Source organism: Stappia sp. TSB10GB4 (assembly GCF_900185745.1).
Classification (GTDB): domain Bacteria; phylum Pseudomonadota; class Alphaproteobacteria; order Rhizobiales; family Stappiaceae; genus Stappia.
Window position 1 is genome coordinate 110,157 of sequence record NZ_FYAV01000069.1, and the last position, 21,912, is coordinate 132,068.

23 protein-coding genes and 2 tRNA genes are annotated in these 21,912 nt (G+C 67.2%); 10 read left to right on the forward strand and 15 right to left on the reverse strand.

Annotated elements, in window-relative coordinates; all coding sequences use genetic code 11:
• Positions 1-239: 239 nt before the first annotated feature.
• The 6 genes from TSB10GB4_RS19985 to TSB10GB4_RS20010 all read left to right on the forward strand — a co-directional run bounded on the left by TSB10GB4_RS19985 (position 240) and on the right by TSB10GB4_RS20010 (position 3,776).
• Positions 240-632: a TIGR02300 family protein gene (locus tag TSB10GB4_RS19985; protein WP_186388762.1), complete on the forward strand. Its 393-nt coding sequence runs from the start codon at positions 240-242 to the stop codon at positions 630-632.
• Between the two features lie 192 nt (positions 633-824).
• Positions 825-900: transfer RNA gene (locus TSB10GB4_RS19990), tRNA-Ala, on the forward strand.
• A 294-nt stretch (positions 901-1,194) separates the two neighbouring features.
• On the forward strand, positions 1,195-1,518 hold the full coding sequence (locus tag TSB10GB4_RS19995; RefSeq protein ID WP_186397173.1) for a hypothetical protein: 324 nt from the start codon (positions 1,195-1,197) through the stop codon (positions 1,516-1,518).
• A gap of 31 nt (positions 1,519-1,549) precedes the next feature.
• Positions 1,550-1,990, forward strand: a complete 441-nt coding sequence (locus TSB10GB4_RS20000; RefSeq protein WP_186397174.1) for a hypothetical protein — start codon at positions 1,550-1,552, stop codon at positions 1,988-1,990.
• A 140-nt stretch (positions 1,991-2,130) separates the two neighbouring features.
• On the forward strand, positions 2,131-2,952 hold the full coding sequence (locus TSB10GB4_RS20005; RefSeq protein ID WP_186397175.1) for an alpha/beta fold hydrolase: 822 nt from the start codon (positions 2,131-2,133) through the stop codon (positions 2,950-2,952).
• A gap of 56 nt (positions 2,953-3,008) precedes the next feature.
• Positions 3,009-3,776, forward strand: coding sequence for an alpha/beta fold hydrolase (locus TSB10GB4_RS20010; protein ID WP_186397176.1), 768 nt, complete (start codon positions 3,009-3,011; stop codon positions 3,774-3,776).
• Positions 3,777-3,869: 93 nt separating this feature from the next.
• On the opposite strand, the gene TSB10GB4_RS20015 is transcribed toward TSB10GB4_RS20010, so the two are convergent.
• The 4 genes from TSB10GB4_RS20015 to TSB10GB4_RS20030 all read right to left on the reverse strand — a co-directional run bounded on the left by TSB10GB4_RS20015 (position 3,870) and on the right by TSB10GB4_RS20030 (position 9,127).
• Positions 3,870-5,282 carry a pilus assembly protein TadG-related protein gene (locus TSB10GB4_RS20015; RefSeq protein WP_186397177.1) on the reverse strand — a complete coding sequence of 471 codons (1,413 nt, stop codon included), beginning with the start codon at positions 5,280-5,282 and terminating at the stop codon, positions 3,870-3,872.
• Positions 5,283-5,540: 258 nt separating this feature from the next.
• Positions 5,541-6,539, reverse strand: coding sequence for a helix-turn-helix transcriptional regulator (locus tag TSB10GB4_RS20020; RefSeq protein WP_186397178.1), 999 nt, complete (start codon positions 6,537-6,539; stop codon positions 5,541-5,543).
• Between the two features lie 277 nt (positions 6,540-6,816).
• Positions 6,817-8,502, reverse strand: a complete 1,686-nt coding sequence (locus tag TSB10GB4_RS20025) for a methyl-accepting chemotaxis protein (RefSeq protein ID WP_186397179.1) — start codon at positions 8,500-8,502, stop codon at positions 6,817-6,819.
• A gap of 16 nt (positions 8,503-8,518) precedes the next feature.
• Positions 8,519-9,127 (reverse strand): hypothetical protein, encoded by a 609-nt coding sequence (locus TSB10GB4_RS20030; RefSeq protein ID WP_186397180.1) that lies wholly within the window; start codon positions 9,125-9,127, stop codon positions 8,519-8,521.
• Positions 9,128-9,548: 421 nt separating this feature from the next.
• Here TSB10GB4_RS20030 and TSB10GB4_RS20035 point away from each other — a divergent pair, with 421 nt between their 5' ends.
• Both TSB10GB4_RS20035 and TSB10GB4_RS20040 read left to right on the forward strand, forming a co-directional pair.
• Positions 9,549-9,977, forward strand: coding sequence for an Hsp20 family protein (locus TSB10GB4_RS20035; RefSeq protein ID WP_067223553.1), 429 nt, complete (start codon positions 9,549-9,551; stop codon positions 9,975-9,977).
• Positions 9,978-10,054: 77 nt separating this feature from the next.
• Positions 10,055-10,312 (forward strand): DUF1150 domain-containing protein, encoded by a 258-nt coding sequence (locus TSB10GB4_RS20040; protein WP_186388806.1) that lies wholly within the window; start codon positions 10,055-10,057, stop codon positions 10,310-10,312.
• Positions 10,313-10,460: 148 nt separating this feature from the next.
• On the opposite strand, the gene ptsN is transcribed toward TSB10GB4_RS20040, so the two are convergent.
• The 9 genes from ptsN to TSB10GB4_RS20085 form a co-directional block, all read right to left on the reverse strand.
• Positions 10,461-10,925, reverse strand: coding sequence for a PTS IIA-like nitrogen regulatory protein PtsN (gene ptsN / locus TSB10GB4_RS20045; RefSeq protein WP_186388807.1), 465 nt, complete (start codon positions 10,923-10,925; stop codon positions 10,461-10,463).
• A gap of 88 nt (positions 10,926-11,013) precedes the next feature.
• Positions 11,014-11,592 carry a ribosome hibernation-promoting factor, HPF/YfiA family gene (hpf, locus tag TSB10GB4_RS20050; protein ID WP_186388808.1) on the reverse strand — a complete coding sequence of 193 codons (579 nt, stop codon included), beginning with the start codon at positions 11,590-11,592 and terminating at the stop codon, positions 11,014-11,016.
• A 456-nt stretch (positions 11,593-12,048) separates the two neighbouring features.
• Positions 12,049-13,608 (reverse strand): RNA polymerase factor sigma-54, encoded by a 1,560-nt coding sequence (rpoN, locus tag TSB10GB4_RS20055; protein WP_186397181.1) that lies wholly within the window; start codon positions 13,606-13,608, stop codon positions 12,049-12,051.
• A 220-nt stretch (positions 13,609-13,828) separates the two neighbouring features.
• Positions 13,829-14,632 (reverse strand): LPS export ABC transporter ATP-binding protein, encoded by an 804-nt coding sequence (gene lptB, locus TSB10GB4_RS20060; RefSeq protein ID WP_186388810.1) that lies wholly within the window; start codon positions 14,630-14,632, stop codon positions 13,829-13,831.
• A 126-nt stretch (positions 14,633-14,758) separates the two neighbouring features.
• Positions 14,759-15,373 carry a lipopolysaccharide transport periplasmic protein LptA gene (lptA, locus tag TSB10GB4_RS20065; RefSeq protein WP_186397182.1) on the reverse strand — a complete coding sequence of 205 codons (615 nt, stop codon included), beginning with the start codon at positions 15,371-15,373 and terminating at the stop codon, positions 14,759-14,761.
• A complete protein-coding gene (lptC, locus tag TSB10GB4_RS20070; RefSeq protein ID WP_186388812.1) occupies positions 15,370-16,080 on the reverse strand; it encodes an LPS export ABC transporter periplasmic protein LptC in 711 nt (236 codons plus the stop codon). The genes lptA and lptC overlap by 4 nt, the downstream gene beginning before the upstream one ends.
• Before the next feature lie 146 nt (positions 16,081-16,226).
• Positions 16,227-16,862, reverse strand: coding sequence for a ribonuclease D (locus TSB10GB4_RS20075; RefSeq protein ID WP_186397184.1), 636 nt, complete (start codon positions 16,860-16,862; stop codon positions 16,227-16,229).
• A 215-nt stretch (positions 16,863-17,077) separates the two neighbouring features.
• Positions 17,078-17,764: an aquaporin Z gene (aqpZ, locus tag TSB10GB4_RS20080; RefSeq protein WP_186397185.1), complete on the reverse strand. Its 687-nt coding sequence runs from the start codon at positions 17,762-17,764 to the stop codon at positions 17,078-17,080.
• Positions 17,765-17,990: 226 nt separating this feature from the next.
• A tRNA-Leu gene (locus tag TSB10GB4_RS20085) sits at positions 17,991-18,077 on the reverse strand.
• 343 nt (positions 18,078-18,420) lie between these two features.
• On the opposite strand from TSB10GB4_RS20085, the gene TSB10GB4_RS20090 reads away from it, so the two are divergent.
• The gene (locus TSB10GB4_RS20090) at positions 18,421-19,425 is read left to right on the forward strand and encodes a complex I NDUFA9 subunit family protein (RefSeq protein WP_186397186.1); all 1,005 of its coding nucleotides are present in this window, start codon (positions 18,421-18,423) and stop codon (positions 19,423-19,425) included.
• 100 nt (positions 19,426-19,525) lie between these two features.
• Here the strand turns inward: TSB10GB4_RS20090 and TSB10GB4_RS20095 are convergent, their stop codons facing one another.
• Positions 19,526-19,882, reverse strand: coding sequence for a DUF1127 domain-containing protein (locus TSB10GB4_RS20095; RefSeq protein ID WP_208984894.1), 357 nt, complete (start codon positions 19,880-19,882; stop codon positions 19,526-19,528).
• Positions 19,883-20,047: 165 nt separating this feature from the next.
• On the opposite strand from TSB10GB4_RS20095, the gene TSB10GB4_RS20100 reads away from it, so the two are divergent.
• On the forward strand, positions 20,048-21,073 hold the full coding sequence (locus tag TSB10GB4_RS20100; protein WP_186397187.1) for a YafY family protein: 1,026 nt from the start codon (positions 20,048-20,050) through the stop codon (positions 21,071-21,073).
• On the opposite strand, the gene TSB10GB4_RS20105 is transcribed toward TSB10GB4_RS20100, so the two are convergent.
• Entirely contained in the window at positions 21,056-21,862 is an 807-nt protein-coding gene (locus tag TSB10GB4_RS20105) for an undecaprenyl-diphosphate phosphatase (RefSeq protein ID WP_186388818.1), read from the reverse strand. The two genes, TSB10GB4_RS20100 and TSB10GB4_RS20105, sit on opposite strands and share 18 nt — an antisense overlap.
• Positions 21,863-21,912 lie beyond the last annotated feature (50 nt).

Consider the following 21,912-nt stretch of genomic DNA (forward strand, 5'->3'; position numbering starts at 1 on the left):
TTGAAGCCGACTGTTGCGTTGCACCTCGTATCATGCTGGAACCGATACGTCACCGTGGGTGTTGTCCTCGCCGCGGCTCCGCCGGAGGGGTCTGCAACCGCATGGCGGTCCGGCGATCGCAAACCGGTTGCGGCCGTGCCCATAAAGGGTTTGACGAAGCAGGGCGGATTAGGCTTTGACAGGAAGCCGGGCAGCCTTTATGCGAACGCCCGATTATCTGCAGATCAAGGGTTGGAAACGTGGCAAAACCCGAACTTGGCACCAAGCGGCTGTGCGGCGGTTGCGGCACGAAATATTATGACCTCAATCGCGACCCGATCACCTGCCCGAAATGCGGCACGGTGTTCATCCTCGCCCAGGCGCTGCGGGTGAAGACCGCGGCCAAGGCTGCGGCCGTGGTCGAGGAGGACGAGGATGACGTCGAGCTGGACGACGAGGCGGCCGAGATGGTCAGCCTGGAGGAAGCGGACGCCGAGACCGAGGGCGATGCCGCCGTCGTGATCGACGATGAGGAAGTCGACGAGGAGATCGCCGACGACGATGCCGATGACGTGTTCATCGACGTCGAGGACGAGGAAGACGACGACGTCGGCATCGTGCTCGAGCGCGACGACGAGGACACCGACCGCTGATCGCGGCGTTGTCCACAGGCCTGGGGACCTTTCCCCGGCCTGTTCGGGCAAGCGGATTATTCCGCTTGACTTGAGGGGCGGAAGACGTATTTTCCGCCCGCACCGGCAAGACGAACCCAAGCGTCGCCGGATCGTTTGCACCGCGGCACCGGAGGTTTTCCGGAGCCCTGGTCGGACAAGACACTGGAAGACGGGGCCATAGCTCAGTTGGGAGAGCGCTTGAATGGCATTCAAGAGGTCAGGGGTTCGACTCCCCTTGGCTCCACCAGTCTTCCCTCTTCCCTGAGCGGATTTCCGTTTTCCGTCCTCTGCCGGCGCCCATCCCGCCGTGCCGTTTGCGGCTGATGCCGGCCTGTCGCCAGGCGCCGCATTGGGCCGTGTTGACATCCCCGCTCCCAGCTTCCCGCCTGTCCGGCGAGACACTCCGACGGCTCCTTCTCCCGAACGGCAGCAGCGATGCCTGCTGCGTTTGACCGGCAGATCCGTATACTTGGCCCTGGCCGGTCCTGCGCGAGGCGGGCCGGGTCGGAAAGAGGAAATCGGTCAGGAAAGGGAGAGTTGGATGACAACCAGTACCGACAGATCGTTCCCTGGCGACAAGGCCGGGATGGATCGCCGCCGGCTGGTGGCGTGCTGTCTTGCCGCCGCGACGGCTGCCTTGGTGCCGGCGGCGGCCTCAGCGTCAACGCGAATCCGTGCCGACGCCCGTCAGAAATGCGCGACCTGCGACTTCTGGGGCGGCCGCAGGAGCGTGTCTGCCGATGGCGCCTTCGTCGAGGCGGCTGCGGGGGGCGAATGCCGCAACCCTCGAAGCCCCGCCTATCGCAAGACGACCCGTCCCGATCAGGGGGCGCCGGTCTGGGTGCGCTGGAAGCGGCTGGGGTAACCGTCCGATGCCGGACCGATGCAAAACCGCCATGGCCATCGCGGTCCTGCTGTCGATGCTGGCCGGGCCCGCCGCGCAGGCGGGCGCGGACCCGGCGGACGGGGAGGTGGCGGCCGAAGCGCTGCTTGCCGAGCCCGCGGCCTATCTGCTCGTCGATATCCGCCAGTCCGGCGAGACGCCGCACGAGATGCCGGTCGAGGGATTGGCGCAGGAGCGCCTGACATTCCCGACCGGCGGCAGCGGGCCGATGCACGAAGCCGGGCTGGCCACCTTCTATGCGGGGCTGAAGGACCTGGTGCGGCGGTATCCCGGTCGCCGTCTGGTGCTGGCCTGCGGCATCGCCGCCCGCTCGCGGGAGGCGCTGCGGCTGGCACCGGGCTACGGACTGCAGGGGCGCCTGTGGCATCTTGCGGACGGGCTGGAGGGCAACGACCGGGGGATCGGCCTGCTCGACGCGGTGCGGCTTCGCTGACGGCAGGCCTCGGCACCGTCGCTGTCTTGCCCGCATAAAAATCGTACACGATCTATTCGTGAGCGATTGACATCGGGTATGCAGTCACCTATTTAGATCGTGCACGAGGCAATCGTGAGCGATAAATACAGGAGATCGCAATGGCCTATTTCACCACCACCGACGGAACCCGCCTCTTCTACAAGGACTGGGGAACCGGCCAGCCCATTCTCTTCGCCCATGGCTGGCCGCTCTCGTCCGATGCCTGGGACCAGCAGATGCTGTTCTTCGGCCACAACGGCTTCCGGGTCATCGCCCATGACCGGCGCAGCCATGGCCGCTCCGACCAGACCTTCGACGGCAACACCATGGACCAATATGCCGACGACCTGGCGGAGCTGATCGAGGCGCTGGATCTGCGGGATGTGATCCTGGTCGGCCATTCGACCGGCGGCGGCGAGGTCTCGCATTATATCGGCCGTCACGGCACGGCGCGGGTCGCCAAGGTCGTCCTGGTCGGCGCCGTGCCGCCGCTGATGCTGCAGACGCCGGCCAATCCCGAGGGCACGCCGCTGTCGGTCTTCGACGACATCCGCAACAACACCGCGACCAACCGCTCGCAGTTCTTCTTCGATCTCACCGTGCCGTTCTACGGTTTCAATCGCGAGGGCGTCGAAAGCAACGAGGGCTTGCGCGAGAACTTCCGCCGCATCGGCCTGCAGGGCGGCATCAAGGGGCAGTACGACTGCATCCGCGAGTTCTCGGAAGTCGACTACACCGAGGACCTGCGGCGGATCGACCGGCCGACCCTGATCGTCCACGGCGACGACGACCAGATCGTGCCGATCCGGGCCTCCGCTCACCTTTCGGCGCAGATCGTCCCGGACGCCACGCTCAAGATCTACGAGGGCGGGTCGCACGGCCTCGCCGAAACCGAGGCCGACCGCCTCAACGCCGACATTCTCGCCTTCATCCGAAGCTGACGCGGCCCTGCGTCCGCCAGCTTCCTCCAAAACGTCATTCAGACAAGGAAACGATCATGTCCAAGCTTGCCGCAACCCTGGCGCTTGCCGCCACGCTGCTGTTCGGTGCCGCTGTCGCCGAACCGGCGAAGCCCACCATCGTCTTCGTGCATGGCGCTTTCGCCGACTCCTCGAGCTGGAACGGCGTCGTCGCCCAGCTCCAGAAGGACGGGTACGCCACCCGCGCCGTCGCCAATCCGCTGCGCAGCGTGTCGGACGACGCGCGCCTCGTCTCGGACGTTCTGACCGGCATCGACGGTCCGGTGGTCCTTGTCGGCCACTCCTATGGCGGTCAGGTCATCTCGGCGGCGGCGAACGGCCACGCCAACGTCACGGCGCTGGTCTATGTCGCGGCCTTCGCGCCTCAGGCCGGCGAGAGCGTGGCGGAGCTGAGCGCAAGGTTCCCGGGCGGGACCCTCGGTGAAGCCCTTGCTCCCCCGGTCAGGCTGGCGGAGGGCGGCGTCGACCTCTCCATCGACCAGGCGAAGTTCCACGCCCAGTTCGCGCACGACGTTCCGGCCGAGGCGGCGGCGCTGATGGCGGTCGCCCAGCGGCCGATCACCGAAGCGGCGCTGACGGAAAAGGCCGGCGAACCGGCCTGGAAGGCGCTGCCGTCCTACTTCGTCTATGGCGACGGCGACAGGAACATCCCGGCACAGGCGCTGGCCTTCATGGCCGAGCGCGCCGGGTCGAGGCGCACGGTCGTCGTCGAAGGCGCCTCGCATGTGGTGATGATCTCGCAGCCGCGAACCGTCGCGGAGCTGATCGTCGAAGCGGCCCGGTAAGCGGTTCGGTAAGCTCCGCGCCGGCCGGACAAGGCAAGGCCCCGACGCCGCAGCGTCGGGGCCTGTCTGTTTACCGGCACGCGCGGGGCCGCGTCACCGCAGCAGATAGGCGCGCGAGCCGCCCGACCCGGTTGTGGCTGCGCCGCGCGAGATCGCCACCGTGCCGTCGAGGCTCAGCTTGTTGAGGACCAGCGTCATCCCGTCCGAGGCGATTCGGCCATTCCCGTTGAGATGCAGGTTGCGGCTCGGAAGATGCACGCCGCCCCGGATCGTCATCGCGCCGTCGAGAGTGTAGCGGCCCCAGGCATCGACCGGCAGATTCGGCGCTTCGTACAGCGCGAGGTTCTTGTAGGGGCCCACGGTCGGCGCCGTGAGGTCGAGCTGGGAGTTTCCCTGGACCGTCAGGAAGGCCGAGTTGGCGTCGGCGAGATGGATGGTGACGTCCGCCCCCGAAACCTTCTGGTCGTTGAAGACCAACCGGCTTCCCTCCGACAGGACATAGAGCCCCGCGCCCAACTGCACGTCCCGCACCGCCCCGTTGAAGGTAAAGCCGGCGCCCTTGAACAGATAGGTGCCCGCCCCGAACTCCACCCGCTGCGCGTTGAACGCGACCCCGCTCTTGAACACATAGTCGCCGGGCTCGAACCTGACGCTCTGCACATGGCTGTTGATGTTCGGCCAGCGGCAATAGGTTCCCGGCTTGAACACCATGCGGCTCAGCTTTTCATCGGGCAGGGCCGCATCGGGCATGCAGGCGTTTTCGCGAACGATGGTCGCGGAAATGACCGGCAGCTTTCCTTTGTAGGGATCCTCGCTGGGGTTGCAGCCCTCCTCGAAACCCGGCGGCCAGGGGCGGGCATTGCCGCCGAACCGGCCGGCGAGGCACAGGCGCTGAACGTCGATGCTCCGGGAATCGATCCAGGTGGCGGGAAGCGCCTTCGAATGCACGTGCATCTCGCAGTCGGGCATGTCGATCCTGCCGCCGCCATTGGCCTTGAAGGCATCGTGGCCATGCCGGTCGACAAGGAAGATGCAGGCCTGCGCGGTCTTCACGGCCACGCCCGACTCCACCGACACCGGGATCATATCGATCCCCACCACCGTCATGAACTTCGAGGGAAGCAGCGCCCTGGCCACGCCCGAGAACTCTCCGGTCCCTTCCGAGAACTCGAAGGAGATCTCGATCCCGCGGCCACCGACGAGATTGGCGGAGAAGAACTCCGTCGCCGCTCTCGACCTGTCGCTTTCCTGGGTCGCCGCCGCCAGCACCGCGGCATCAAGCGCCTGCTGCATCTCCCGCCGAAGCCTGAGGGCGGAGGCATAGTCGATACCGACACCGGCACAGGTGATCAGGACAACGCTGCACAGGGCAAACAGGATCGCGACGCTGCCCTCGGTTGCCCTCCCGAATTTCGACAGGCGGGCAAGCACTGTCCCGGCCGCCGACCAGGCCACCGACCAGGCCGCCGACCGGACCCCTTCCTTTTTCTTTTCGTTGACAATCACTCGCGATCTCCTGCGAAATAAACGCAAGATCGAGGGAGAGCTACAGAAAATAATGAAATCTTAAGCGCCTGGATGACCCTGGGGGATCTTGCGCCAATCGGATAGAGGAGGCGTCAAACGGACAGTCTTTGCGACTTTGGCGCGAAGCATGTGCAAGGTTCAACGCGAGCTCCTCCTCGGCCATGAGGACGGATCATATGCGTAAGGCCGGCGAATTGTCGGGGCGACGGGAGGTACGGCGCATGCCGGGGCGCGGATTTACAGGCCCTGGGCTTTTTTCACCGTGACCGATGGGTGCACGCCATAGGTCCCCCGGTATTGCTGCGCGAAGCGCCCGAGGTGCGAAAAGCCCCATTTGAGGGCCACCTCCTTGATGGGCAGCACGTTCTGGGGAAGCGACAGCTCGACGTGAACGGCCTCCAGGCGGAGGCGGCGCAGATGCAGGATGGGCGTCGTTCCGCAATACTGCTGGAAGCCCGCCTGCAGGGAACGGGCGCTGACGCCCGCGGCTTCGGCGATGTCGCCGACCGTCAGCGGCAGATGCATGTTCGCATGCATGAAATCGACGGCCAGCTTGACGTGCCGCGGCAGCACATCGAGCCGGCTGCCGCGCGCCCGGTGGCTGAACCGGTGGGGAAGGGTTTCGAAGACGAGACGCAGCAGGGCCTCGATCAGCAGGACCAGCGACTTCGGCGACCTTTCCAGCACCCTGTCGCCATGCATTCCCGAGACGATGGTCTGGACAAGCAGCTTGAAGGTCGCGCCGGCGCTGGTTGCAAGATCGAAAAGCGGGGGAAGGGCGAGCCGGCTGAGCACCGCGCCTTCATACAGGGAGGACAGGGTCCGGCTGACCACCCCTTCCTGGACGATGAGCGATGTGGTGACGAGCTGGGGATAGGCCCTGGCCGTCAGGCCCTGCAGCCGCGAGTTGGCGACCAGGATGGCCTGATCTGGGACCGCCGTGATCTTCTCGCCCTCGATAAACGCGTTGGACCGCCCCCCGGAAACCGGAAGGATGATGGTGAGGCCCCCGTCGTTCGCGTCGAGATCGGCGCGCCAGTCGCCGCTATAGGACTTGTTCAGCAGAACGAGGTCCGGGCTGGCGACCACGTTTGTCCACCACTGGAACTTGGTGTCTCGCCCGTATTCGGGCCGCGCCTTGAAGGGAGAAACTTTTCCCCGGAACGAGTCCAGCATGGTTTCGAAGCCGATGCCCGACAGCGGGGGCGCAGCGAAAAAGGGCAGAGTATTCGGCATGTCGCTCCTGGAACATCGATGCGGCCCAAAGCCTGGCCGTCGCTGGCCGGCCGCGCGCTCCGCAGGGTCAGCCGATCGGTCAGGAAGTCATGATGGGCCGATTGCCGGCGGGATCGTCACCGATTTGGCCCCCGGGCACCAGCACCATCTACGGAACAATGGGCGGTATCCTCATCAGTCTGCAACTAGCCGAAAGGTTTAGGCCGTGGACTCATCTTTGTGCCGGAGCCGGCATCCGGCGGCCCGCCGAAGCGGGCCGCCGGTTGTTGAGGGGCCGTCAGGCGGCGCGGATGGTGCCGAGGAACTCGGCCATCGCGGCCTGCACCCGGTTGGAGCGCGCATGCAGGTCGCGGATGGATTCCCGCATCTCGTTGCTGAGCGTGCCGGTATGGGTGGCCTGGTCGGTGACGTCGACGATCGAACTGCTGACGCTGCGCGTGCCGCTGGCCGCCTCGGCGACATTGCGGGCGATCTCGTTGGTCGCCGCGTTCTGCTCCTCCGTCGCCGCCGCCATCGCCGAGGTGCGCTGGTGGATGGCGCGCACCATCTCGGCGACCGAGTTGGTCGCGACGATGGAATCGTCGGCCGCCAAGCGCATCTCGGAGATCTGGGTGTCGATCTCTTCGGTCGCCCGGGCGGTCTGCTCGGCCAGCGCCTTCACCTCGGAGGCGACGACGGCAAAGCCCCGTCCCGCTTCGCCCGCCCGTGCCGCCTCGATGGTGGCGTTGAGCGCCAGCAGGTTGGTCTGCTCGGCAATGTCGGTGATCAGCTTGGTGACGTCGCCGATCCGGGCCACCACCTGCTGCAGCTTGCCGACCGCCTGGTTCGAGCGCTCGACCTCGCTGGAGGCTTCCGTCACCACCTTCGAGGAGGCGTGCACCTGCTCGTTGATCTCGGCGATCGAGGCGGACAGCTCCTCGGTGGCGCTGGCGACCGTGTTGACGTTCTCCGTCGCCTGGTGCGAGGCGGAGGCGACCGACAGCGCCTGGCGGGTGGTGCCTTCGGCGATCTCGGCCAGCGCGCCGGCGGTGCCGTTCAGCGTCTCCAGCCCGCTGGTCATCTCGCGGGTGATGGTCATCACCGTTTCCTCGAAGCTGGCCGCCACGCGCTCCATCTCGATGCGCCGCCGCTCGGCCGCGTCGAGCCGGGCGTGCTCGGTCTCCGCCTCCAGCTCGCGGGTGCGGATCAGGTTGGCGCGGAAGACGCCGAGCGCCTGGCCCATGCGGCCGATCTCGTCGGACCGGTTGCCGAGATCGATCTCCTCCTCCGTGTTGCCGTCGGCGAGCTTGCGCACCACGTCGGAGAGACGGGCAAGCGGCCGCGAGACCATGGCGAAGTTGAGATAGCCGAGGATGGCGGCGAAGAGGGTGATCAGCAGCCCGCTGCCGAGCGCCACCATCTGCGCCGAGGCAAGTTGCGACCGCTGCTCGGCGAGGAGGGCGGTCTCGCGGCCCTGCAAGGTCGCCTGAAGCTGGCTGACCCCGTCGAACGTGGCGGCGAGCAGGCCGGCGCCGGTCGGCGTCAGCTCCATGGCGCGGGCGAGATCGACCGTCTCCGGCACGCGCATCAGGCGGATCTGCTCGCTGGCGAAGTCTGTGCGCCAACTGCTCCAGGCCGAACGGATCACGTCAGCTTCGCCGGCAAGCGTGCCGTCGAACGAAGCAAGCTGCCGCTTCAGGTCGTCGAACTGGCCGGAAATCCGGGCCGTCTGCTCCTCGACCTGGCCGACCCAGTCACGGTTGCCGGTGAGCAGGAAATTCTTCACCCACAAGGCCTGTTCGAGAACGGCCTGCTTGAGGTCGTCGGCGTCGCGCGAGATCTCGGTGACGTGCTCGGCAAGTTCGACCGCATCGGAGGCGGCGATGGTCTTGGACCAGGTGATCGCGCCGCCCGTCGCGCCGATCAGCGCCAGGCAACCGAAGGCGATCGCGCCCTTGGTGGAAACGGAAAGTCTGGAAAACATGGTGCCCACCCTCGAATTAGCTGGCCGGAGCCGCGCGGCGCGCGAGCTCGGTAAGGTTGACCTCGACGGTGGCCGCGCCGATCGGCGTGGCATTGGTCTCGTCGGAAAGTGTCAGGTTGAGCTGGACGTGCCAGATCCGCAGGTCCTCGTCCCATTCCGGCTCGTCGATGAAGACGGCGCCGACGCCGAAGGGGAAGGTCTTCTGGAACTTGGCCTCGTCACCCTGCCAGTAGTCGCTGGTGATCGAGCTCTGGCCGACATTCAGGCCATTGGCGTCCATCACGAAGATTTCGGTGTAGAGCCCCAGCGTCTGCGCCTGGATGCGCAGCAGGTAGTTGGACAGCGGTGCCGACAGGGTGGCGGAAATCAGCGGCTTGTCGTCGCTCTTGCGCTCGGCAATCCATTGCGCGTCGAGCGCGTCGATCGTCGCCTGGTCGATATTGCCGCGCAGTTCGTTCTGCGCCTTGATCGACAGCGGCACGATCGGGTTGGCGAGCCATTCCCGGGTCTGGGCGATGAACGCCTCGTCGATCAGCGCCTTGACGTCGGGCACCGGTGGCGCGGCTGCCGCCTGTCCGGCGAAGACAAGGGACGACAACAAGAAGATACCGGCAAGGCGTCGCATTTCGGGCTCCTGTCCAAAATTGGATCGCGTAAGGGTTTCGCTGCGTCGGTTAATGAGGGATTTATGGCAGATTGCTTATTTTTTGTTCAGAAAGTTCAATGAGTTGGCAGGGGGCTGGCGAAGGGCTGCGCGCGTCCTGGCGCGGCCGATGCGATCAGATCTGACAAACCGGGAGGCCTCGGCATATTTTCCAAGGTGTTTCGACGCCTCCTCGCGGGTGGCTGCGGTCGGGCGCGGGAGGGCCCCGCGCGATGCCTTTCTTGAACTCCTCCATTGTCCTCGCCATATATGACGAGAACGGAACCAGCGTGTTCCGGCCGGATGCCGTCAGGGTCCGGCAATTGGGACGCTTCGGTCGCGCCGGGTCCGCCGGCGGATCGATCGTCTGGAAATGGGCCGCTTTGAAAAGGGCTTGAAGCACATGACGCGCATGTCTGCGTTTTCCTCGCCATTGCTTCTGGGGTTCGAGGATCTGGAACGGATGCTCGACCGGGTCAGCAAGGGTTCGAACGACGGCTATCCGCCGTACAATATCGAGCGCCTGCCCAAGACCGAGACGCGCGGCGAAATCATCCGCATCACCCTGGCGGTCGCCGGCTTCACCCGCGACCAGCTCGACGTCAGCGTCGAGGAGAGCCAGCTCGTGATCCGCGGACGCCAGGAAGACGACAAGACGCGTCAGTTCCTGCATCGCGGCATTGCCGCGCGGCAGTTTCAAAGAGCTTTCGTTCTGGCGGAGGGGATCGAGATCCTCGGCGCGGAACTGAAGGACGGCCTGCTTTCCATCGATCTGATCCGCCCCGAACCCGAGCGGATCGTGCGCCGTATCGAGATCGACGCGCGGGACTGACCCCGGCCTCGACCCCGGCGGCACACGGACCGAAGCGGCGGCGCGGCGCAGGCCGGCCGCCGAGAAGGAGCGATGCCATGACACATGACCACCAGACGTTCACCATGAAGCCCGGAGAATTCCAGGCGCTCGGCACCGGGCAGATCGCCTATGTCAAGCCGATGACCTCGGACGACCTCAGCACCCTGTTTCCGCAGGCCCCGCGCATGCGTCCCGGCCTGAACCTGTGGGTGCTGCTCAACGCCGACGGCACGCCGATCATGCTGTCGGACAGCCGCGAGATGGCGCTGGCCAATGCGGCCGAACATCAGCTCCACACGGTGGCGCTGCACTGAGCCTGCAAACGGCCCTCAGGTGAGAGACGGGACGGGCGCCTCGCGCCGGACAACCCCGACACGCAAAAGCCCCGGTTCTTTTCGGAACCGGGGCTTTTGGTGTGAGGTCTTTGATGCTGGGGCAGGGCGCCTCGCCCGCTCCCGCCGGTCAGGCGGCGTTGGAGGCGACCGGCTGCGTCAGGATCGAATAGAGCGCGTCGGGATCGCTGGTGGCGCGCAGCTTGGCGACCGTGCCGGGATCGCGCATGCGGCGGGCGATGCGGGCCAGCGCCTTGAGATGGTCGGCTCCCGCCCCTTCGGGCGCGAGCAGGACGAAGACGAGATCGACCGGCTGGTCGTCCAGCGCATCGAAATCGATCGGGCGCTCCAGGCGGGCGAACAGGCCGACCAGCTTATCCAGGCGGACGAGCTTGCCGTGGGGAATGGCGATGCCGTTGCCCACCCCGGTCGAGCCGAGGCGTTCGCGCTGCAACAGCGTGTCGAACACGTCCCGCTCGGGCAGGCCGGTGACGGCGGCCGCCTTGGCGGCCAGTTCCTGAAGCGCTTGCTTCTTGCTGTTCGCTTTCAGGCTCGGAACGATCGCTTTCGATGTGATGAGATCGTTGAGATCCATAAGGCGACTCGTGGTTCGAGAAACGGGAGGCAACCGGCGTAACGCCGCATCCCGCTGGGGGACGCGGCGTGCCGGACAGGCTGCCTGTCTATCTGGCTGCGTTTTCCGGGTCGATCCAGCCGTAATTGCCGTCGGCCCGGCGGTAGACGACGTTGACCGCGCCGCTGCCGGCATTGCGGAACACCACGACGGGCGCTTCCGCGAGATCGAGCTGCATCACCGCCATGCCGACGGTCATGGTCTTCACCTTGGCGGCGGTCTCCGCGACCACCAGCGGGGTGAAGTCGGCGGGAACCTCCTCTTCCTCCTCCACGGACGCAAGGACATAGGAGGTCGCCTCGAACACCTCGCGCCCATGGGCGGCGCCATTGGCGTGGTGGTCCTTCAGCTTGCGCTTGTAGCGGCGCAGGCGCTTCTCGATCCGCTCGGCCGCGGCATCGAAGCTCTGGCGCGGGTCCTGGCTGTCGCCCGACACCTGCAGGTCAATGCCGGTGTCGAGGTGAAGCAGGCATTCGGAGCGGAAACCGGACCCTTCGCGCCCGACCGTGACATGGCCGGTATAGCCGCCGTCGAAATATTTCGAGATGGCTTCGGCGACGCGGTCTTCGATATGCGTCCGCAAAGCCTCGCCGACATCGACGTTCTTTCCCGATATCCGCAGTGTCATGAGAACCTCTTCTTGTTCTGGTCGTACCGACCCCATCGATGAGTATGGCGTGAGTCTCGCCAGTTTCATCAGGGGCAAACCCACTGTGACAAACCGCGGGCCGGATTGATATCCGCAACCCGACCTATTGCATCCCGGTTCGCGGTCGTGCCCACAGGTCGAAACCCGTCGGCCGGCTGTCGCGCCGGGGTCGCATGCAACACGCCGTCCTTCCGCGCGATACGACCATGCGCGCCGTTTCCGGCACGCATGAGCGCGGGTCTATAAGCGTGCGGCTGCATGAAGTCAAATGGAGTCCGGGCTGCGGCAGCGCGGCTATGGCCGGCCTGGAGGCCGGAGTCGCGGCCAACTGCCTGAAGAAACAAGGGCTTCATTGTCACCCTTCCTTTCCCTGCTGCCCCCGGCTTTCCCTGCCGCCCCCGGCCCGACGCCGCGTCCGCGGCGCCCGTGCGGGTTTCAGCCCCGGCCCGCCTTCTTCTCCCGCCGTCTTTGGACGGAAGAGGCAATGCGCAGGGACTCCCGGTATTTTGCAACCGTTCTGCGGGCAATGTCGATCCCCTCGTCCTTCAACATTTTGACGATCGTGTCGTCGGAGAGAATGTCGTCGGGGCTTTCCGCGTCGATCAGCACCTTGATGCGGTGGCGCACCGCCTCGGCGGAATGGGCATCGCCCCCGCCGGACGAGGCGATGGCGGCGGTGAAGAAGTATTTCAGCTCGAAGATGCCGCGCGGCGTCGCCATGTACTTGTTCGAGGTGACGCGGCTGACGGTCGACTCGTGCATGGAGATGGCCTCGGCGATGGTCCTCAGGTTGAGCGGCCGCAGATGCTGCACGCCATGCACCAGGAACGCATCCTGCTGGCGGACGATCTCGCTCGCCACCTTGAGGATCGTCCGCGCCCGCTGGTCGAGGCTCTTGGCCAGCCAGTTGGCGGTCTGCAGGCATTCGCTGAGGAAGCTCTTCTCCGCCTCGTCGCGGGCCTGTCTGCTGATATGGGCATAGTAGGTCTGGTTGACCAGCACCTTGGGCAGCGTGTCGGTGTTGAGCTCCACCGACCAGCCGCCGTCACGCGCCGCGCGCACGACCACGTCCGGCACCACCGGCTGGATCAGCGTCTCGCCGAAGGAACTGCCGGGCTTGGGATCGAGCGCCTTCAGCTCGGCGATCATCTCCTTCAGGTCCTCGTCGTCGACGCCGCAGACCTGGCGCAGCGCCGCATGGTCGTGGCGCGCCAACAGGTCGATATTGTCGATCAGCTTTTCCATCGCCGGGTCGAAGCGGTTCTTCTCGATGAGCTGCAGCTTCAGGCATTCGGCGAGCGAACGGGCGAAGACGCCGGTCGGTTCCAGCGTCTGCAGCACGGCGAGAATGCCGTCGAGCCGCGCCCGCGACAGGCCCATCCGCTCCGCCGTGTCGTCGAGATCAAGGCGCAGGTAGCCGGCATCGTCCAGATTGTCGATCAGCACCTGGGCGACGAGACGCTCCACCGGATCGGCGATCGCCAGCACCATCTGGTCGCCGAGATGCTGTTGCAGCGACACGTCGGAGGCGACGAAGGCCTCCAGATTGTAGTCCTCCGAGGTGCCGCCCGCGCCGGTGCGCGTCGTCAGGCCGGTCTGCCAGGGGTCGCGCTGCTGCGCCTCGCCCGCCCCCGCCTCGGTCCGCCCGGTGCCCGGATCGTCGGGATAGATGTTGCCAAGATCGGTGTCGAGGCGCTGGGCGATGTCGCGGGCGCTGTCGGACAGTTCCGAGCTGAGCCAGGCATCGCCCTCCGCCTCTCCGGAAGAGGAGGGCGCCGCGGCCTCGGCCGCCTCGCGCTCGGACGGGCTGTCGGCCTCGCCCGCTCCGCCGTCGCCCTCCGCGCGCTCCAGCAGCGGATTGCGCTCCATCTCCGCCTCGACATAGCTCGTCAGGTCGAGCGACGACATCTGCAGCAGCTTGATCGCCTGCATCAACTGCGGCGTCATGATCAGGGTCTGGCCCTGGCGGATCTCGAGCTTTGGCGACAGCGCCATGCAGGCTCCCGGACATGCGGGGCATTTCGATGCAAGGAAACCCCGGCCGCGGCGGGCCCATACCCGCGCGCTCCGGCGGCGGAACTGCCCCGTCCTCCGCCCGCTCCCCGGACCCGTCCGTCCTGCATGCCGGCGGCGCCGGACATGCGGGCGCGCGTCGCACCTGCCCCCCGGCGCGATTGGTCCGCTTCTTGCTTTGTACCCTATGGGAGTTTTCGCATCAAAGCGTAAACTGCTCGCCGAGATAGAGACGGCGGACATCCGGGTTGGCGACGATCTCGAGCGGCGAGCCCTCGGTCAGCACCTCGCCGGCGGCGATGATATAGGCCCGGTCGATCAGGCCGAGCGTCTCGCGCACATTGTGATCGGTGATCAGCACGCCGATGCCGCGATGGGTGAGGTGGCGCACCAGGTGCTGGATGTCGCCGACGGCGATCGGGTCGATGCCGGCGAAGGGCTCGTCGAGCAGCATGAAGGTCGGCCGGCTGGCCAGCGCGCGGGCGATCTCGACGCGCCGCCGCTCGCCGCCCGACAGGGCGATCGCGGGCGAGGCGCGCAGATGCGTGACGCCGAATTCCTCCAGCAGCGAGTCGAGGTCGTGCTGGCGCTGCTTGCGGTCCGGCTCCACCACTTCCAGCACGGCGCGGATATTGTCCTCCACCGACAACCCGCGAAAGATCGAGGCTTCCTGCGGCAGGTAGCCGATGCCGAGCCTGGCGCGCCGGTACATCGGCAGGCGGGTGATGTCGAAGCCGTCGAGGCGGATGGTGCCGTGGTCGGGCTGGATCAACCCGGTGATCATGTAGAAGCAGGTGGTCTTGCCGGCGCCGTTGGGGCCGAGCAGGCCGACCGCCTCGCCGCGCTGGACCATCAGGCTGACATTGCGGACCACCTGGCGCCGCTTGTAGCTCTTGCCGATACCGTCGACGACGAGCAGCCCGTCCTCGCTGGCCGGGTCGTAGGACGGGGCGGCGGTTCCGGTCCGGTCCTGCGTGCCTTTGCGGAAGATGGAGAGGATGTTCACGGATCGGTCCACAGTTGCGCGGCGCGGAGGGGCGGCGCGGGCCGCCTCGTCGGTCTTGCGTGTTGCTTCATTGCATGAAGGCGGCGCTCGTTCAATCCGGCGCGCCCGCCGTCGTTCCGCGCCGGATCAGTTCTGCGGCGCCGTCTCGCGCAGCGTGTTCGGCTGGATCAGCACCCTGACGCGGCCGGATTTCGGCGCCTCGAGATCGGCCTTGCCGGTCTTCAGGTTGACCGTCAGCTTGTTGCCGACGACCACGTTCGGCCCCTGCGACAGCACCACCTCGCCGCCGGTCATCACCATGATCTGCCGGTTCATGTCGAACGAGGCCTGGTCGCCGGTCGCGGTCTGGTCCTTCGACGAAATATAGACCCGCCCGCTCGCCTCCAGCTTCGAGATGCGCTGGTTGACGCCGCCGGCGGCGGAACCGTCGTAATGCACGACGAGGCGCTGGGTCTTCAGCATCGCATCGCCCTGGGTGACGACGACGTCGCCGGTGAAGATCGCGCTCTGGCTCTTGTCCTGCACCTGCAGTTCGCGCGCCTCGATCTGGATCGGCTCGCGCTCGTTGGAGCCGAAGCCGGCGAAGGCGTCGGAAAAGGTCTGGGCCCCGGCGCTGCCGGTGGCGAGCGCCAAGCTGAGGAGAGCGCCGCCGGTCGCGAGCGCCAGGCCGAGAAGGGCGCCGCCGGCGGCGGCGGCAAGACGGGCGGAAAGGGCGGGCAGGGCGTGCCGCGATGCGATCATGGAGCTTTCTCCGCGTTCGGCGGCATCACCGTCATGGAGATGCCGTCGGTGAAGGTCAGTGTACCCGCGTCCTGGTCGAAGCGCATCCGCCCGGCGGTCAGCGAGCCGAAGGAGGAGGTGAACAGCGTCTTTTCCTCGCTGCGCAACTGCCCGCTCTTCAGGTTGGCGTCGAGCGAGCCGAAGCGCGCCGTCTCGCCGCCATTGGCGGTGACGTCGACGCCGTCGTCGAGCCTCAGCGTTTCGGCCGAACTGTTATAGGTGCCGCGTGCGGCGACAATACGAACACTCTGCTCGGCCGAAAGCCGCAGGTCTGCGGTGATGTGTTCCAGGTCGATGATGCGGGGATCGCTGATCCGCTGGATCGCCCGCCGCGCCGAGACCTTGTAGGAGCGCTCGCCGTCATGGCCGGACAGTTCCGGACTGTCCATGACGAGACCGTCGGCGGTGATGGTGATCAGGCCGAGGCCGAGGCCGGAAAGGATGCTGCTGACCGCGATCATCGCGACGACGACGAGCATCATCACGATGCCGGCGCCCGGCACCAGGAAGCGCAGCCGGCGGACGCGGCGGCTGTGACGGCGGGCCGCCTCGCGGGCAGCCGCGCGGCGGGCGGCCTCGCGCACCGGATCATACGCGCCCGCCTCCTCGGGCCCGCCGAAATCCTGCCCGTCGAAGGCAGGCTGCAATCTGTAGGCCTCCTGGTCCAAGCCCGTGTCCGTCCGTCTGGTCCTGTCGCGGCGATGGCGATGCGGCACCGGTCCGCACCCATGCGGGCCGCGCGCATTCCTCGTCCTGCCCCTATATAGGGGCCCGGGCGGGTCCTGTCTGCCTCCGCCGGAAAGAGGCGCCGGTCTCAGCTATGGGCGAAGATGTCGGTGTCGTCCCAGCCGGCGAGATCGAGCGCCGCCCGCGCCGGCAGGAAGCCGAAACAGGCCTCGGCGATCTGGGTGCGCCCCTCGCGCTCCAGCCGCTCGGCGAGCTTGTCCTTCAGCGCATGCAGGTAGAGCACGTCGGAGGCGGCATAGGCGAGCTGCGCCTCGGTGAGGCTTTCGGCTGCCCAGTCCGAGCTCTGCTGCTGCTTGGAGATCTCGACGCCGACCAGTTCGCGGGCAAGGTCCTTGAGCCCGTGCCGGTCGGTATAGGTGCGCACCAGCCGCGAGGCGATCTTGGTGCACCACACCGGCGCGCAGTCGATGCCGAGCCCGTGCGACAGCACGGCGACGTCGAAACGGGCGAAGTGGAAGATCTTGGTCTTGGCCGGATCGCCGAGCAGCTTCGCAAGGTTCGGCGCGCTGGTCTGGCCTGCCGCGATCTGCACCACATCCGCGCTGCCGTCTCCGGCCGAGAGCTGCACCACGCAGAGCCGGTCGCGATGCGGCTTGAGGCCGAGCGTCTCGGTGTCGATGGCCACCGCGCTTGCCGTCTGGTAGGCGGCCATCTCGGGCGCGGAGAGATCGGGCAGGTCGCCGCGATGCAGGCGAATGGTCATGAAAGCGTGCCTCCGGGCGGGATGCGTGTCGGTGCCTTGTCGAAAGTGACGCTCTTGATATCGGCGTTTTCCGGCCGCGTCCATCGTCTGCGGGAGGTGGGGACGGGAGGCGGGAGGTGTCTGCGGGAGGTGGGGACGGGAGGCGGGAGGTGTCTGCGGGAGGCGCGCGCGGGCGCCGCGCCTCCCGTGGTCGGATCGCTGCGCGGGACCTGCGGTCAGTCGCGCTCCCCCATCACCTTCCAGACCAGGCCGCCGACGACGGCACCGATGACCGGGGCCACCCAGAACAGCCAGAGCTGCCCGAGCGCCCAGCCGCCGGCGAACAGCGCCTGGCTGGTGGAGCGGGCCGGGTTGACCGAGGTGTTGGTGACCGGGATGGAGATCAGATGGATGAGGGTCAGCGCCAGGCCGATGGCGATGGGGGCAAAGCCCGCCGGCACCCGGCCATGGGTCGAGCCAAGGATGACGATCAGGAAGCCCGCCGTCAGCACGATCTCGATCAGCAGGGCCGAGATCATGGAATAGCCGCCGGGCGAATGCGCGCCGTAGCCGTTGGCGGCGAAGCCGCCGAGATCCGCTCCCGCCTTGCCGGAGGCGATGACATAGAGGATCGCCGCCGCCGCCACCGCGCCGGCAAGCTGGGCGAGGATATAGGGAAGGAGGCTCGTTGCCGGGAACCGTCCCGCCACCGCCAGCCCGACCGAGACGGCGGGATTGAAATGGCCGCCGGAGATGCCTCCGACCGCATAGGCCATGGTCAGGACGGTCAGGCCGAAGGCCAGCGATACGCCGACGAAGCCGATTCCGAGTTCGGGAAAGCCGGCGGCGAGAACGGCGCTGCCGCATCCGCCGAAGATAAGCCAGAACGTTCCGATGGTTTCGGCCAAGAGTTTCTTTTGCATTGCGTTTTTACCCCCCATAGGCGGTTAATCAATCATGCAAGGGGACACTGGGCAGGCGGCAAGTCAACTGGAAATTGTGCGTGCGGGTGCCCGCAGCGAATGCGGCAGGCGCCAGCCGGTGCCGTGGCCACCCCCCGTCGGGGCCGGCGACCCAAAACGAAAAAAGGCCCGGCGAACCGGGCCTTTTTCGTGTGTCTCGGACCTATTGGCATGTCCGGGACGAATTTGGTGCCCAGGAGAGGACTCGAACCTCCACGCCCTTTCGAGCGCTAGCACCTGAAGCTAGTGCGTCTACCAATTCCGCCACCTGGGCTGTGAGGCGCGCTTGTAAGGAACGGTCGCAGGCTTGTCAACGGGGGTTTTGCGATGTGTCCACGTATGTGCAAAACCGGCCTTCACAGACGCGGATGCAAGGGCTATTGAGACCGGCAGGCGCCTTTGCCGGGGCCGCCCTCCGCCGGCCGCACGAATCGGCGCATCGGCGGACGGGGTCCGGCCAGGATGCCGACCGACTTGCGGGGCCCGGCCCCGCCGGCGCGAAGACGATCATAGGCGCAGAGGCCATCGCCGGCGCACCGTCACAGGCAGGGACGGCGCCGGGTAGGAAGCCAGGTAGGAAGCCAGGTAGGAAGATGGTCACGAAGGGAGCGACAGTCATGTCCGCGGCATCTGGTTCGAAGGCCCTGAACGGCAAGCTCGTCACCGTATTCGGCGGCTCGGGTTTCATCGGGCGTCACGTGGTCCGGGCGCTGGCCCGGCGCGGCTACCGGGTGCGGGTGGCGGTGCGCCGTCCCGATCTGGCCGAGCATGTGCAGCCGCTCGGCGCCGTCGGCCAGATCATGCCGGTGCAGGCCAACCTGCGCCATCGCTGGTCGGTCGACCGGGCGGTGCAGGGTTCGGATGCGGTGGTCAACCTGGTCGGCATCCTCTATGAGGCCGGCGCCCAGACTTTCGATGCGGTGCAGTCCTTCGGCCCGCGCGCGGTTGCCGAGGCGGCGCGCGCCGCCGGCATCGGCCGGGTGGTGCATCTGTCGGCGATCGGCGCCGATCCCAATTCTCCTGCCGCCTATGGCCGCTCCAAGGCGGCCGGCGAGCAGGCGGTGCTGGAGACGGTGCCGCAGGCGGTGATCCTGCGCCCCTCCATCGTCTTCGGACCCGAGGACGATTTCTTCAACCGGTTCGCGGCGATGGCGCGCCTGTCGCCGGCGCTGCCGCTGATCGGCGGCGGCGTGACGAAGTTCCAGCCGGTGTTTGTCGGCGATGTTGCCGAGATGGTCGCCCGCGCGGTCGACGGCGAACTTGCCGCCGGCACCGTCTATGAGCTTGGCGGGCCGGAGGTGCTCTCCTTCCGCCAGTGCCTGGAGACGATGCTGAAGGTGATTCGCCGCAACCGCCTGCTGCTGCCGCTGCCTTTCCGCCTCGCCCGCCTCCAGGCGCGGGTCCTGCAGATGCTGCCCAAGCCCCTGCTGACGGTCGACCAGGTCGAGATGCTGAAGGTCGACAACGTGGTCTCGGGAGAGGCCGAGGCCGAGGAGCGGACGCTCAAGGGGGTCGGCATCGAACCGCGCACTCTCGCGGCGATCCTGCCGACCTATCTGGATCGGTTCCGCCAGCACGGCCAATATGCCGCCAACCGGATGACCCCCGGCCCGGAGGTCTGAGACCCCGAGGTCTGAGACACCGAGGTCTGGCGCTCCCGAGGTCTGGCGCTCCCGAGGTCTGGCGCTCCCGAGGTCTGGCGCTCCCGTCCGCCCGCTCCCGTCAGCGCCGAGGCTCGCGAAAGCCCGTCTCGGGTCGGGAGATGCGCATACGGCCCATGTCGTCGAGCGGCTCGTAGCCGTAATAGCCGCGCGACAGGCCGATGTCGCGCAAACTCGCCTCGTCCAGCCGCTCCAGCGCCGCCCGTGTGCGCCGGGCCGAGCGCCAGAGCATCCAGCGGGCGATGAGCGCCTGTACGGCCCGCCCCAGCAGGAGCGCCGGCAGGAAGCGCGGGGGCGTCGGAAAATCATACGGATCGGCCGTCGCAGGGCTGTTCGGGGGCGTTCCCGTCCCGGCGGTTCGGGGCTTCACCGCGGCAGTCCTGATCGCTCCGGTCCGGTTCACGCGCATGTCGGTCATGGCTGTCTCTCCTGTTGCCTGGCCGCGTTCCCGTGAGGCCCGTTAAGGGCGCTGCATTGTGGAAAGCGGCGATGCAAAGCAGGATGGCAGGGCATACCTGACACCAGCGCGTCAGGTATGTTCGGGCAGTGTCGCGGCAGGTGATTTTTTCCGGAGATAAGAGCGATGAACGCCATCGAACGGGCGCTCGGCATCCTGCTGCTGCTGACCGGCGGCCAGCGCAGCGCGGTCGAACTGGCGGAGCGATTCGGCGTCTCCGTGCGCACCATCTACCGCGATGTCGACCGGCTGCTGGCGCTGGGCATTCCGGTGGAGGCGGAGCGCGGGGCGGAAGGCGGCTACCGGCTGGCGCGCGACTACCTGCAGCCGCCGGTGGCCTTGACCCGCAGCGAGACGGCGGCGCTTCTGGTGGCGCTGGCGCTAGTGCGCGGCCTTCGCGCAACGCCGCTGCTGTCGGAGCTGGATGCGGCCGAGGCCAAGCTGCTGGCCTCGCTGCCGCGCGCCGCGCGCGAGCTCTTCGCGCAAGGCGAGCGCATCGTCGGCATCGAGTGCCCGCCCGTCGACATCTTCCATCCCGAGCCGGACGGCACCGGCGAGGGCGACACCCAGCTTGCCGTCGACCGCTTCATGCAAGGGTTGCTGGCGGCAAAGCGCGTGCGCCTCACCCACGAAAACCCCTATCGCGGCCGCAGCGCAGATTATGACATGGAGCCGCACGGCATCCTGTTCGACCGCGACCGCTGGTATCTGTTCGGCCACGATGTCGATCTGGGCTCGGAGCGGCTGATCCGCGCCGACCGGGTGCGGCAGATCGAGGTCGGCGGCTTCGGCTTTCGCCCGCGCGCCTCCCTGTCGGTGCAGAGCCAGATCGGCCGCGCCTGGCTGTCGCGCGCCATGCGCCGCTGGGAGGGCGAGGGGCGGGTCAGCCGGCTGCTCGTCACGCCCGAGCAGGCAGAGCGGCTGCAGCGCGACTGGTATTATCGCCACGCGATTTTCGGCGCGCCAAGCGGGGAGGGCGCCGCCGACACGCGGCTGGAGGTGTGCGTTCCCAGCACCGAGGCCGAGGTGATCCTGCCGCTGGTGCGCTGGCTGGGTCCGGGGGCGCGATTGCTGTCCCCGGACGGGTTGCGCCGCCAGCTTGCACGCGAGCTGGCAGAGATGGCGGCGGAGGCCTCAGCCGACGAGATATAGGCCGGCGAAACCGGCAAGGCCGACGCCGATGCGCCACCAGGCGAAGGGCGCGAAGCCGTGCCGGCTGACGAAATTGAGCAGCCCGCGCACCACGAAGACGGCGGTGACGAAGGCGGCGACGAAGCCGACGGCGATGACGGTGACGTCGTCCACCGACAGGATGTCGCGGTTCTTGTAGAGGTCGTAGGCGAAGGCGCCGGCCATGGTCGGCATCGCCAGGAAGAACGAGAACTCCGCCGCGGAGCGCTTGTCGGTGCCCAGCAGCAGGGCGCCGGCGATGGTGGCGCCGGAGCGCGAGACGCCGGGCACCATCGCCAGCGTCTGGAAGAAGCCGATCGCCAGGCACAGCCACAGCGGATAGTCCATCACGTCGTCGTATCGCGGCACCCGCTTCATCCGGTCGACGGCGAGCAGCGCGATGCCGCCCAGGATCAGCGTGGTGCAGATCAGCGCCGGCGATTCGAACAGCACCGCCTTGATGAAGCCATGGGCGAGCACGCCGATCACCGCCGCCGGCAGGAAGGCGAGCAGGATGCCGGCGACGAAGTGCCGGGCCACCGCCTCGTGTGGCAGGGCGACGGCGATGGTCCACAGGCGGTGGAAATAGACGGAGAGGATGGCGAGGATGGCGCCGAGCTGGATCAGCACCTCGAAGGACTTGCCGGTGCTCTCGAATCCGATGAAATGTCCCAGCAGCAGGATATGTCCCGTTGAGGAGACGGGAATGAACTCGGTCAGGCCTTCGACGAGGCCAAGGATCAGCGCTCCGACGAGCGTCTCCGTTTGCATGGGCTGAACTCTCCGGCTTCCTGGGGAATTGCTTCGTTGTGTGACGACGT